The 13809-nt window shown below is 70.9% G+C and carries 5 protein-coding genes and 1 pseudogene; 2 read left to right on the forward strand and 4 right to left on the reverse strand.

Annotated features, from left to right (window positions below):
* Window positions 1–126: 126 nt before the first annotated feature.
* Window positions 127–5637, reverse strand: a complete 5511-nt coding sequence (locus AB0M03_RS21370) for a DUF4011 domain-containing protein (protein WP_363493183.1) — start codon at window positions 5635–5637, stop codon at window positions 127–129.
* 446 nt (window positions 5638–6083) lie between these two features.
* On the opposite strand from AB0M03_RS21370, the gene AB0M03_RS21375 reads away from it, so the two are divergent.
* Both AB0M03_RS21375 and AB0M03_RS21380 read left to right on the forward strand, forming a co-directional pair.
* Complete coding sequence (locus AB0M03_RS21375; RefSeq protein ID WP_363493184.1) at window positions 6084–7553, forward strand: hypothetical protein; 1470 nt, start codon at window positions 6084–6086, stop codon at window positions 7551–7553.
* Between the two features lie 120 nt (window positions 7554–7673).
* Window positions 7674–8474 (forward strand): hypothetical protein, encoded by an 801-nt coding sequence (locus AB0M03_RS21380; RefSeq protein ID WP_363493186.1) that lies wholly within the window; start codon window positions 7674–7676, stop codon window positions 8472–8474.
* Between the two features lie 275 nt (window positions 8475–8749).
* On the opposite strand, the gene AB0M03_RS21385 is transcribed toward AB0M03_RS21380, so the two are convergent.
* The 3 genes and pseudogenes from AB0M03_RS21385 to AB0M03_RS21395 all read right to left on the reverse strand — a co-directional run.
* Entirely contained in the window at window positions 8750–12061 is a 3312-nt protein-coding gene (locus tag AB0M03_RS21385; RefSeq protein ID WP_363493188.1) for an AAA domain-containing protein, read from the reverse strand.
* A gap of 1267 nt (window positions 12062–13328) precedes the next feature.
* Window positions 13329–13424: pseudogene (locus AB0M03_RS21390) on the reverse strand (hypothetical protein); the annotation flags it as partial.
* Window positions 13425–13511: 87 nt separating this feature from the next.
* A partial coding sequence (locus AB0M03_RS21395; protein WP_363493190.1) for a cytosine permease occupies window positions 13512–13809 on the reverse strand: 298 nt, incomplete at its 5' end.

Consider the following 13809-nt stretch of genomic DNA (forward strand, 5'->3'; position numbering starts at 1 on the left):
CGGCTGAGGGCCGGGGAATCTCTCGGCGCACTGCCTCGGCAGCATGAAAGAGCGAACAGTCACCTGCGGGCCAGCGGGTGGCCTCCCGAGCCGGGAGGCTACCCGCCCACGCGCGCCACGGCGCCGTCAGTCGCGCACCGCCAACAGCCGCACGGCCATGCGGCGCCCGTCGTGCTCGTACTCGACTCGGCTGCCGGCCGTCCGGCCGGACAGGGCCTGCCCGAGCGGGGTGAAGGGGCTGAGCTTCTCCACGTCCGCCGAGTGCGGCTCCTGGGAGGTGATCTCGTACTCCTGCTCTTCACCGCCGAAGTCCACGCTGACCAGGCGGCCGGGGCACACGGCGTCCGCCGCGGCCCTGCGGTCGCCGGTCAGGTAGGCCTTGAGCAGGGCCGCGCGCTCCTCCAGCTGCTCGGTGCGCCCGCGCTGCCTGCGCTGCTGGTCGGTACGGGCCCTCGGACGCGAGTCGCGCCCAACCACGCCGGACTGCTGCTCCAACTCCGCTCGCAGCTGCTCCAGTTCGTGGCGGATCCGCTGTTCCGCCGACTCCGACAGAGCAGCCACGACCGGTACCTTGCCACTGGGCGAGGGCTGCCGGGGCGTGGGCACGGCCGGCAGGGCGAGCGGTGCTGCCGACGCCCGGCCGGCCTCCGGCGCAGCGGCGACCGGCGGGGCGCTCCGCTGCGGGGCGACGCTCACGCTCCGGGCGGCGGCCCGCTCGACGGCGGTTCTCAGCCGGGCCTCGGCCTCCACCCGGTTGCGGTACCAGTCGGTGCCCCAGATCCGGTGCAGCGTCCAGCCGAGGCCGGTGAGCATGGACTCGCGGAGCCGGTCGCGGTCGCGAGCGGCCTTGGAGGAGTGGTACATGGCGCCGTCGCACTCGATGCCCAGGGCGTAGCGGCCGGGGCGCTGCGGGTCGCGCACCCCCAGGTCGATGCGGTAGCCGGCGACGCCCACCTGCGGCTGGACGGTGTAGCCCCAGCCGCGCAGCACCTCCAGCACCGACTCCTCGAAGGGGCTCTCGGGCTCGGCGTCGCCGTCCTCGGCATCCTGGGCGAGCACAACGGGCCCGGACTTGGCGTACTTGAGGTAGCGGGCGAAGTGCTCAAAGCTCGCGCTCTCGGACGGCCGGAGGTTCTCGGGCTCGAAGGAGGCCACCACCTCGACCCGGTAGCGGGCGCGGGTGACGGCGACGTTGAGCCGCCGCCAGCCGTCCTTGCGGTTGATCGGCCCGAAGTTCTGGTTGATCTTGCCGTTCTCGTCCGGGCCGTAGCCGACCGACATGATGATCACGTCGCGCTCGTCGCCCTGCACGGCTTCGAGGTTCTTGATGAAGAAGCCGTCCAGACGGTCGTCGGAGAAGCAGGCGTCCAGGTCGGGGTACCGCCGGCGCTCCTGATCGACCGCCTCCCGGATCACCTCGGCCTGGGCCTGGGAGAGCGCCACGACGCCCAGAGAGCGGTTGGGGCGGGTGCGGAAGTGGTGGATGACGCGCCGGGCGACCTCGACGGCCTCACCGGGGTTGTTGCGTGCCGCCGCTCCGGAGCGGTAGACGCCCTGCCCGGCCCTGAAGAAGGCCACGCCCACGTCGGGCCCCTCGGAGAACGCACCGGGGAAGGTGGTCATCGCGCCCCGGTAGAACTGCTTGTTGCTGAAAGCGATCAGGTGCTCGTGGCGGCTGCGATAGTGCCAGCGCAGCGAGAGCTCCTTGAGCATCCCGTTGCCCTTGGCCAGAGCGAGCAGCGACTCGTAGCGGGGCACCTCCTCCTCGGCGTACGGGTCGTCCTCCTCGTCCTCACCGGCGGTGAAGAACGCGGTGGGCGGCAGCTGGTTCTCGTCGCCGGCCACGATCAGGGCCTTGGCCCGGTAGATGCAGTTGATCGCGTCCTGCGGCAGGACCTGGGACGCCTCGTCGAAGATCACCACGTCGAAGGTGAGGTCCGGCGGCAGGAACCGGCTGACCGTCAGGGGGCTCATCATGAAGCAGGGCTTGATGCGCAGCGCCGCCTCACCGGCATCCCGAAGGAGCACGTGCACCGGCGTGTGCCGCATCTTCTTCTTGCCCTCGTGCTGGATCAGCTTGGTGCCGCGGCTGCTGAGCACATCTGGGCGGTTCATGTCGCAGGTGCGCGCCACCCGGATCCGGGCGTGCTCGGCCAGGGCCCGGTCAACGTCGCGGAAAGCGGCGACCTTGTCGTCCCGGTCCTTGGCCCGGTTCCACACCAGGCGGGGGTCGTTCTGGATGACGCGGTCGGCCCAGGAGTGCAGCACCGACTTCTCCACCACCTGCGGGAAGTCCTCCGGCGTAACGCCGGCCCGGACGGCACGGGCGGTCAGGTCGCCCAGGCCCGCCTCCTCCAGCGCCCGCTGGCCCCGCTGGTAGGACGCCCATTCGTCCGGGCCCCCGCGGTCGCCGTCCAGCAGGGCCAGCAGTTGCTCGGCCGACGCCGTCACGGACAGGACGGCACGCAGCACGTGCCCCCGCTGCTCGTCGAACATCCCGGTCAGCCGGGCGCAGGAGCGGTCCCAGAACCGCTTCGCCTCTTCCAACGTGCTGTCCGGACCTGCCTGATGGAGTATCCGGGCCGCCTCGGCGGGAAACACCCCTTCCTCGAGCATGCAGCTTTCCCGCAGCCGCTGCAGCCAGGCCGCGGCCTGCTCCAGCGCGGCACGCGCGGTGACGCGGCCGGCGTACAGCACACCGAGGAAGTCGCGGTCCTGTGCGGCGTGGGCGGCGAACTCATCGTCGGCGGCGCGGGCAGCCCGGGCCGCCACGATCGCGGCGCGCGCCTCGGCCAGGGTCCGGCTATCGCGCCCGGAGACACCGCCGACGTACTCGAGCAGCCGTGCGGCTTCCCTCAGTGGCGCCACGTGGGCACTGCTCCAGCGGGCGGCGTCCGCCAGGGTACCGTCCTCCAGGTCGCAGGGGGTGCCCAGGAGCGGCGGGAGCACCAGCGAATCGCGCCACGCGGTGAGCAGTTCTCCGGCGCTCTCGGCTGCCTCGCGGGCCGCCGGGCGGGGATCCCCGCCGTACGCGAGCTGGGCGCGGAGCGCCTCGGGATCCAGAAGCTGCGGGGCCAGTTCGGCGGCCCGCTCGGCGCGCCCAAGTGCCTTTTCCGCCGCGGCGAAGTCGGTCTCCTCGCCCTGCCAGAAGTGGCCGAGGAGCTCGCCCTCGCGGCGGCCCTCCTGCTCCAGTCGTTGCTGTGCCTGCTGCCAGGCGACTGCGTCCGGCAGTGCCGCGAGGACCATCTTGGTGCACTTGGCACCCTCGGGCAGCAGGGCCCGCACGGTGCGGCGGTCGGCCCGGTACGAGGAGGACATCCGTGCCGTGAGCGAGCGGTGCACGGTGGCGAAGCGCTGGGTCACGTCCGCCAGTGCGGCCTCCTCAAGGACCCGTTCGGTGAAGTTCCGGCGGGCCTTGTCGCGGGCCGCGCGCAGGTCGGCCACCGCGTCGGACAGTCGGTACAGGGCGGTACGGGCCTGGGCCGCGCCCGCGGGGGTGAGCCACCGTGCGGGGGGCTTCTCGTCCTGCTCCGGCAGGGACAGCTCGGTCAGGCGGACCAGCCGCAGGCCCTGCGCGCAGGTCTCCGGCGCGGGGACGCCGTACACGCGGGCGGCGTTGGCCAGCAGCTGCAGTGCCCGCTCCAGGCTCTGCGCGTCGGTCGCGAGCCGGTCGGCGAGTGCAGTGGCCTGCTCGGCGGTGGCGCCGGACAGATCCAGCCCGGACGGGACGAGCGTGGCCAGTGCCTGCTCCTGCGGCCCGGGCTCGGGAGAGATCGGGGCGGAGGAGTCGGCCAGCTCGGCCCAGTGCGGTCCGAGCAGCCCGTGCGCCGCCCGTTCGGCAGCCTCGACCGTGTCCAGCCGCCGCTCGAACGTCCGGATGCCGTCAGCGATCCGGGGCGGATCGGTCTCCAGCCAGGGCAGGGGGACGACGGGTCTTTCGGCACCCAGCCGCAGCGCCTCGATGAGGCACTCGGCGTCGTACAGGCCGTCCCATCCCATGGCCTCCATCAGTGGGGCGTGCGGTGCCAAGGCACCGCGCAGGACTGCAAGGTCCTCCAGGGCCCTCGCCAGTGCGTCCAGTTCGCCGCCGGTCTCGCCGAGTCCGCGCCAGGCGAACGCCTCGCCCTCCAGGGCGGGGCGCCAGGAACGGGACACCCAGCGTGCGCCGTCGAGAATGCTGCGCAGGCGTTCCTCGGTGAGGCCGGCCGCGTCGAACTCCGGTTCCGGGGCGAGCTGCTGCAGGGTATGCAGCAGCGAGACACGGCCCAGGACATCGTGCAGGGGGCGGTTCATCCCCTCGTGGTGCTCGTTCATCGCCGCGGCGTAGCCGGAGAGCTCCCGGCGCAGTTCCTTGGCGGTGAGGAGCTCGTCGCGGCGCGCCGCTGGGAAGGAGCGGCGAGATGCGTTGAGGGCTCGGCCGAGCTCCTGGGCGACCAGCTTGCGGTTGGCGGTGTTGCTGTGCAGGGCGAGGACGTAGTCGTCCAGGCCGACCTGTTCGAGGCGGTTGCGCACCACGTCCAGTGCGGCCGCCTTCTCGCTGACGAACAGGACGCTGCGGCCTTTCTCCAACAAGCCTGCGATCATGTTGGTGATGGTCTGGCTCTTACCGGTGCCGGGCGGGCCGTCCATCACGAAGCTACGACCGTCCAGCGCAGCGGCGACGCACTGGCGCTGGGAGGAGTCGGCGTCCAGCACGAGCGGGGCGTTCTCCGGCGGCTGCTTCTGGTCGATCTGGTCCAGCGGTATCGGGTCGAAGCCGAGGGAGTCCGCAGTGCCGGCCGCGTCGGCGCCCAGGCCCAGGGTGCGCACCAGCGGGCTGCCCAGGATCCGCTGCATGTTGTCCCGCAGGTCCCGATACATCACCTCCTTGCTGGAGTTGAAGGCGTCCAGCACGATGCGCTCGCTGACCTGCCAGCCGGTACGGGCCGAGACGGCCCGCCGGACCTGCTCCAGCAAGGCCGGGGCGTCGGTGGGCTCGATCTGCTCCGGGGCGGGCCACTCGATGCCCATCTCCTCCATCTTGACGGCCAGCGCCGGGTTGAAGCTCAGCTCCTCGTCCCCGTTGAGCTCCAGGAGGAAGGAGTCGCCCTTCCATCTGCGCAGCCGCACCGGCACCAGCAGCAGGGGCGAGGCGACGGGATCGGCATCGGCAGCCGGACGCCACTGGAGGAAGCCCACGCCGAGGTACAGCACCCACAGGCCGTAGTCGTTGTACTTCTCCTGCGCGACGGTGGCCAGGCGCTTGAGATGCCTGTCCTGTTCGGCCTGGGTTGCCTTGGTGGTGTGCAGGGCGATCCTGGTGCTGCCGGCGCCCGTCCGGGAGGCGGGGGTGTCGATGGGGCGGCTGCCGGTCAGGGTTGCGACCGCATCGCCGGGGTACGCGGGCAGGCCAGGCTGCGGCTGGACGGCAGCGGAGGTGTTATCCGGCACCGGGGCGAACAGGCAGCCCTTGGGCAGCGCCTCCAACACCTGCGCCAGCCCCGGAGCGGTGATGTCCGCACCCGCCTGCTTGCTGCTGCGCCGGTAGTGCACCAGCCGATTGCGAAAGCCCAGATCGATCAGAGACTTCTGCCAGGACTCCAGTAGCGGCCTCAAAGGGTCGGCGGCGCTGTGCTGTCCGGAGCGGCGGTGGGCCATGCTGGTGACTCCGTTCGGGCCGATCAGATGGTGCGAAAATCGTGAAGGCTGGCGGAAGCATAGTGCGTCCGCCCGGTAACCGAGAGCAGAGGTCCAGCAGGTCCGCACCCACCATTGAGGTGTCCTCGACCAGGCCGTCGTGACGGCCGCGCCTCCGTCAGTCCGGGGCTATGCGTTGATGTTCGGGCTTCCTCTTGCGTGGCACACAGCGCAAGGACGCAAAGCAATTGGGGGTGGCCGACGAGAAGGGCAGGACCGGCGCGGATGCCGTCAGCCGTTTCGTCAAGCCGGGGACGGGCCGGGTGCTGGAGGGCTAGCATCACTGCGCCGACGGCTTCACCACGCCCCGGGCCGGGCCGCGGGGCTGTCAGGCGAATGCCCGGCCGGGCCGCAGTACGGCTCCTCGGCGTATCCGCCCCGTAGTGCCTGTTCCGTGGAGGACCCGCTTGCCCGATGCCGCAGACCTCGACACTCCGCCACGCGAGGGTGACGGCATCGCCGGCCTGGAAGCCGCGCTGCCCCCGGGTGCGTGGAGCGACCTCGAGGAGGAGTTCCGGCAGGTCGAAGCCGACGCCGATGCCCAGAGACGTGGGAAGAAGCTGGAACCGCTGTTGGAACGCCTCTTCCAGCGGGCGCACTTCCGAGTGGAGCTGGATCCTCCGGGAACCGGGCCCCGGCAGACCGACTTGATTGTGTCGACCCGGGACGCCACGTACCTCGTGGAAGCGAAGTGGACCGGCGACCGGTCGGGATCACCGGTGGCCGATGAGATCCGGCTCCGGTTGGAAGAGGTCGGGCAACGGGTCATCGGCGTACTGGTGTCCGTCAGCGGGATCAACCAGGAGTTCGCGGACAGGGCCGTCGCCAAGCGGGAGAAGGGCCTCGTCGTGGCTCTCGACCGGCAGGACCTCCTCCTGGCACTGCGAGACCCGCTTGAACTGGACAGGTTGCTGGCGTTCAAGGTCCGGGAGCTGGAGGTCTTCGGCCGTGTGCACCGAGGCGAGGACCAGCAGAACAGGCCGGCGACCAAGCGTCCGGCCTCCCCGGTGTTGCCCGACTCGACCCGGGCTCTCGCTCGACTCGACGGCACTTCCGTCGGCGCGGTCAGCAGCAAAGGGCTCATCTCGCCGGTGGTTTTCGCTGTCGAGCTTCCCGACATCGACTGGGCGTACACAGCTTCCGGAGCGGGGGTCTCCCTCGACGTGCCGCTAGCTTCCCGAAGCGGGGACGAGTTGCTGGACGCGCTGCACCGCCTCAACGCCACGGGCTGGATCAGTAGGTGCTCCCATTGGACGATTCAGAAGATGGGCCGTGTCTGGCACGGCATCGGTGCGAGCAGCTTCGCAGAGACTTTGACCGGCTGGCAGAACCGGCTGCAGTACGGCGGGGAGGACAGCGGTACCGAGAGCATCACCATCTTCGACGCATTCGAAGGCGGCTGGTACACCATCACTGCGGATCTCGGGTGTGACGAGTACCGGCGCACCCTTCGGGCGAACTTGTCGATGCAACTCCCGGGCGTGCCGTTGGACACTGGCCCGCTGCACCAACTGTTCCAGCAGTTCGGCACCCCATTGCGCGGATTCTTCCGGCCTCTGGCCGAGCGATCCATCCGGCGAGGTCACGACAGGCCGACCAAGTGGCCGTTGGAGGTCGTGGGACTGGTGACCGAACAAGGCCGTGTCCCGGGCGACCTGTGGGCGGTCGGCGTGGTGGTGCGCAATCCGTTCCTCCCGTTCGGCTCTGTTCAACCCCCGGCCAAGTGGCCGACCATTCCTGAGGACTCGGAGCTCCTGGTATGCGCTCTGCGAAACCACCATCCTGCCAACCAGGTGCGGGACTTCTACTTCCTATGGGGTTGGGAGAGCGCGGAATCATCGGATGCCACGGTCGTACGGATCGTCGCCGACTGGTGAGCGAGCAGCGCGGTGACCGCCCCGAACAGCGAGCGGGCGGGAATTGATCCTTGCCGATCACTTCGCCGCAGCCCCGGCCGAAGACCCGACGCGACTCCTCCCATGGGGCAGGATCGGCTCGTGAACCTGGCAGACCTCGGCACCGCCGTCCCCGCCTTCCTCGCACTCCCCATCAGCTTCCTCACCGCTCTGTGGGCCAGGCGCGCCGGCGACCGGGCGGCAAGCGCGACGCTCACCGCAGGGCTCGACCAGGCCCGCGCCGCCATCACAACAGCACGCGTCCAACACCAGAGCGAGCACGAAGCCAGGCAGCAGACTGCACTCGCCGACGCGTCGTCCGCCTTTCTCCGCGCGGCCGACGCCTTGGCGGCCACGGTCCAACGGCTGCCGGACGTCGACCACAATCAGCGTGACACGCAACTCGCCAGCACCGGCATGACGGTGGAGACCACCTTCGGCCCGCTTGAACTCCTGGCCCCGCCTAACCTCCTGCCCTGTGCCAAGGCGTTGTTGGACTACTGCCGGTCACTGGAGAAGCTCGCCCTCGACCGGGCGGTGCTCCGCTCGGCCGTCAAGGCTCTGGAGTCCGGTTGGTGCTACCTCGACGCGGAGTCCTGCGACCACCCTCACCACAGCTCGGCGTACCTTGCGTGGGAATTCCTCGTGGACTGGAACGGCAAGGAAGAGGAAGAGAGGTGGAGAGACCGAGATCTCCTGGAGTTCTGCCTCCAGGACAGCAGATGTCTGTCCGACGGGGAGACGGCCCGGGTGCTCGCACTCGCGGACCGACTCCCGGGCAGCTGGTCGCAGATGATCGGCGGCTTCGTTCGCGACCCCCTCATGGAACGCTTCACCTCCGTGCGCACGCCCTTCGTCAAAGCCGTACGTTCGACGCGGAACCCGGCCGAGGTGAACCAGTGACGCTCCCGACCTGTGGCTGGCGCTCCAGCATCAGTTCGCCAGGGCCGAAGGAGCCCTGACTCTGGTTCGTCAGCGGTTGGCGCTCCGTGAGCGCCTCGGCCGTTCGCCTGAATGTCCTGGATACCGATGAGGCGGACCATCGCATGACCGCTGCGGGTGCGCCGGATTCCATGCGCCCGAGACTGCTCCTTCCTGGCAGTTCCGCAGACCCATCGCTTTGTCACTCGCCCCTCGGTCCTCCACCACGGCGTGCCCCCGGGGCGCCGGGCTCCGTGTCACCCTCCACCGTGGCGACGACTGGTGGCGTCGGTTGCGAAACGGGCTTCGATCCTCCACCCGCGGTTGCCTTTCCGTGCCGGGCAGGCGAGGTTGTAGCAGCGCCAGTACCAGCCGCCCTTTCCTCGTCTGAGGTCCACCTCTTGGCCCTTGCACGAGCCGCATGCGGGCGGGTTCGCAATGTCCTCGGCGTGTTCGTGCTGGAGGATCCTACGGGCAAAGTGGCTACCTCGGATGGTCAGCATGACCTCGCGCGAGTGGTTCTGGGACAGCGCGTTGAGGCTGCCCAGGAGGACCAGGCGGTCGTCGACGACCACGATCTTCTGGTGCATCACGTTGACGGGTACGACCCTGGGCACCACGGCTTTCAGCTCGGCCAGGTACTCGGCGAACTTTTGCTGGTTGTGGTCGCTGGGGTCGCGAACGAACACCGTGACCCTTACGCCGCGCCGGACTGCGTCCTCGAGCGCGGGCAGCAGGGTGCGCACGCGCGCGGCGACCCATGGGGTCCAGATCCAGATGGACTGCCGTGCCGCGGCGAGGTGGTCGGCGAACGTCCGGCGGAAGGCGACCTCGTCCTGGACGTCGGTGATCTCAACGTGCCGGCCGAGGACCTCCGCCAGACGCGACCCGACCGGACCGAGGTGGGGAGTCACGGGTCCGTGCGGCGCGATCAGGGCCGCGGCGGGGATCGTGCGCACGAGCCGGCCCTCGATCAGCTCGCGCACCGCCCCCAGCGCCGTGTCCGGCGCGGCAGCGGCGATGCGGCTGCGGCTGCCGACGAGGTAGAGACGGTGCTGCACGCGGGTGACGGCCACGTTGAACAGACGCAGGCCATTGTGGACCCATGCCCCGGCATCGGGCCGACGGGCGGCCTTGGCCATCCACATGCCATCGCCGTGGGCGGCTTCGACCAGGTCGAAGACCACGATGGGGAATTCGCGTCCCTGGAAGCGGTGTGCCGTGCCGACCTCGGCGAGCATCCCGGATTCGCCCTCGATCTCGCGCATGGCCTCCAGGGTGGCCTCGGCCTGGGCCGTATAGGGCGTGACCACTCCGACGGCATCCCCATCGGCCCGGTGCAGGTCGGCCAACGCCCGGGAGAGGAGCACGCCCGCGGGCCACCATCCTTTCGCCGCGCCGATCCGGTAGACCTGGGCAAGGTCGACGAGCCCGTCAGTGTCGACGATGACGATCTCCGCATCGTCCGCTCCCCTGGCTCTCGCCCGTGCCTCGGCGGACGGTCCGGCGGACAGCAGGCCGTCGTATGCCAGCGTGTTGGCAAGCCGCATCACGTCGGTGCCGAACCGATGCTGCACGTCCAGCGCGATACAGCCGGGGTGCTGCTGCGCGGCCTGCGGTGTGTCGATCCCGCAGTGCTTGAACACCTCGGTCAGCAGCCAGCGCCGCACGTCCGGACGCCTGTTGTCCTTCAAGCCCTCGGGCAGGACCGGCCCGAGCTGCATGAAATCGCCGAGGAGCACGGCGGTTTTCCTCGCCTTGGACACCGCCAGCAGGACCTCGGGCAGGGTGGCGGCGCCGACCTCGTCGATCAGGACCACGTCGTAGGCGCCTTCGAACACGGCCGTGTTGGTCCTGAAACGGGCCAGTGTGGTGGCCACCAGCCGCGCCGAGCGGATGAGTTCGCCCTGCGCGTCGCGGGCGAGGCGTTCGTACTGCTCGTGCAGTTCCTGGTGCTGTTTGAGCAGGGCAGACCGGCGGGTGGCATCGAGGGCCACCTGCGGGCGCAGGCTCTGGGCTTCTGCGTGCCGGGCGGGGTGGCCTCGGCGAACAGCCTCGGCCACCTCGGCGGCTGCGCTGCGCGACAGCCGCAGCTGCTCGTCGAGGCCCAGGAGCAACTCGGCAAGGTCGTCGTCCCGCGTGTCCAGGCAATGGATGGCGTCGCGCGCACCGTCGAGCTCGTCGGCGATCCTCTGGAGCTCTTCACGGCCGAGTGGGAGATCCCGGGCCAGCCGGGCCGTCTCGGCATGGATCTGCAGCCGGCGGCGGTCGGCGAGGGCGCGGGCGCTGCGGGCCGCATCGGAAGCGGTCAGGCTGCGCTCGGCGGCGGCCTCCATGTCCGCCTTGGCGGTGGCGATCGCGGCGCGGGCCTTCAGCCTGGCAAGGCCGGCCTTGCCCTCTAATGCCTCCAGTCGCTCCTGCGAGGCGGCCAGGTCCTGCTCCGCAACGAGGGCCTTGCCCTCGGCGGCCGTGGCTGCCGCCTCGATCGTCTCCGCTTCGTACGCGAGCTCGTCGATCACCTCCCACGCCGCACACTGATCCGCGACGGCGTGGTGGGCAGCCTCGGCCACCGCGCTACGGCGGACGGCCGCCTCCCGGGCCTGAGTCACCTCACGGCGCTGCTCGGAGGCACGGCCGAGTGCGGCGAGGAGATGGTCGACGGTGTGTTCCGGTATGCGCAGGCGGCTGGAGTTCCGAGCGTGGCGGTCGGCGTCGAATCCGGCCAGTTGCGCCTCGATGGCGGTGAGCTGCTCCGCACGCCGGTTGACGGCGGCCAGCTCCGCCGCCACGGCCTGACGGCGGTCGTCAACCGTGGAAAGCTTGGCCCGGACCATCAGGGGCAGGCAGACCTGCGGGTCCTCGGCGATGTCCCGCAAGTGCGGCGGGCCGACACGGACGAGCTGCCCGGGCGCATGGCGGCGTTCCTTGACGACGCCCAGCAGGGCGTTGTCGACGGCGATGTTGGTCGCCGACACCAGCAGGACCCGCTTGCCGTCGGCGATGAGATCGCTGATGGCCCGCTTGAGGACCGATGTCTTGCCGGTGCCGGGCGGCCCCCACACGAGCCACAGTCCGCTGCCGAGGCAGGCTCGGTAGGCGAGGTCCTGGGCGGGCAGCAGGACACCGGCCGGCAGTCCGACCGGCGCCGGGCGCCCACCGGCCTCCCCTCGTGCCAGGAGTCCGGCCAGCCCCTCCTCCATCGCGCCCGAAATGCCCTTGCGCAGCGACTCGATCAGGAATGTCGCCGGCTGCTGCAACAGCCATAGCCACGGGTCGGTGGGATCGGCGAACTCGGCGACCCGCACGCGCAGCACCGTGCCGTCCTGGGAGACGTCCATGACCGGGTGGCCGGCCTCCAGGCCATCCTCGTCCAACCCGGCCAGGCGCAGGTTCTCCACCTGGATCTGGTCCGCATTGATGGGCAGTCCGCGCACGTCGACCGCGTAGGCTCCCGGGGCCGTGCCGGGCACAGCCCGACCGATCCGGCGCCAGCGTGGTTTCCGGCCGCCACCGCCCTCCAGTGCCAGCCAGGCGTCGAGCGACGAAATGGTCTCTTCACGCCAGCCCATGGTCCCCCCATGTGATGGATGCGCATCGTCCGGTCGCGTCAGTCCTACCACCACGAACCGTTCACCACAGGAGCGTTCCGGGATTCGAGGAAGCGCCTGGGACGGGCTGGCGGTCGGACGGCACGGGCCGGCCGCGGTCCTGCCCCGACGTATGCCACGGGCCGGTCATCAGCCAGTGGGCGGGGTCGGTGTGTCACGAAGCAGCCGGGTCAGCGCCGTGCTTCCTCCAAAGGTGAAGAATCGGGGCGCGGTGGCCGCCTGCCACTGCAGGTGGGACTGCCCCTGGCAGGCGGCCCGTTCGACCTGCGCACGTCGATCTCGAACGGCCGGTGGGCCCGGTGGGCGGTAGCGCGTTCCACCGGTCAGGTGAGGGCGAGCACGTGAATGTCGCCGCGTGCGCCGGTGATGTAAGAGGCGGCCCGGGGTGGGCGCGCTCCGGCACAGTGTTCCGCTCCAGGTGTCGATGGCGTGCAGGCCACCGGCCGGGCCGGACGCGTAGAGCGGGTCGGCAACGACACTGGCGAGGCCGTCGTATACCCGAGGTTCCCGCTCACAGCAGATCCGGCGGGCGGCCAGGGCGAGTGCGCGCAGACGGCCTGCTGCCGCCGCGATGTGGACGGTGCTGCCACTGAGCACGGGCCCGCCCTGGTAGGCAAGCCGGTGGGGTCTGCACTCCTCCCCTCTCGCGGCACCGAAGATCCGCAGAAGGTACCCGTCGCGGACGACGACGGTTCCCTCGAAGATGCGGGCCGACGGATCTGACGGGATCTCGTCGGAACGCACCACAGAGGTGCTGGCGGACGGCGCCTGTGTGCCGGTGTACCGCCGGGTGCACAGTCGGCAGGCCCGGCATTGCCACCCATGAGGACACGGGTCCTGGAGCACCGTCCTGCGCCGGGGTGGAATGCCCCGGGTCCGCGCCGTGGCGTCCGCCTTCCCGGAGAATCCGGACCCGGCCGGCGAGGACGTCCTGGGGGCACTGGCGGAGACGTGCCCGGAGGCCTTCATCGACACCGCCCCGGAGCGCCGCATCGGCCATGTTGGCCGCCCGAGCGGCGGCCGCCCGGCCCGACCGGCGCGCTCGGGAACACCGCGCGGCACGCCCTGCGGACCGTGCCGGTGTCGTCCCGCGGCACACCGGACGCGGTGACGCCCGCACACCTCGGAGCGGTGATCGAACGCGGTCGGCTCGCCACGACCAAGGTCGCCGAACTGGCGCGGTCTGCGCACAGGGTGACCTCGTGCGTCGGCGCCGTCCGGGCGGCGTTCAGTCGTGGAAGCCGGTCGCCAGGAGGCGGCGGGCCCGGTCCAGGAGCTCCTCCGGGTCGGAGTCCTCGTCGCGCAGCCAGTGGTCGTGGGCGGCGACGGCGGGCCCGGACCGCCTGACGCCTTCACGGCCGTCCGACGGCCCGGGGCGGGGCTACTGTGGTCCGCGGCCCCGCCCCCGCCGTCATTGTGCCGTTCTGCGGGAACCGATGCTGAGCGCGGTGTACAGGAGCGTCGCGGAGGCGAAGCCGACCGCCCAGCCGTAGTCGGCGAGGGGCTTGAGGAAGGGGATCAGGCCGTCGGCGGGGAAGGGGCCGCCGTAGGAGCCGCCGACGGCGAGGAGGCCGCCGACGAAGAAGGCGAGCAGGGCGCGCCAGTTCCAGCCGGCGGTGTACCAGTAGCGGCCGTGCGGGCGGTAGAGGTCGGCGAGGTCGAGCGAGGTGCGGCGGACGATCCAGTAGTCGGCGATGAGGATGCCGGCG

Source organism: Kitasatospora sp. NPDC051914, from assembly GCF_040680995.1.
Classification (GTDB): Bacteria; Actinomycetota; Actinomycetes; order Streptomycetales; family Streptomycetaceae; genus Kitasatospora.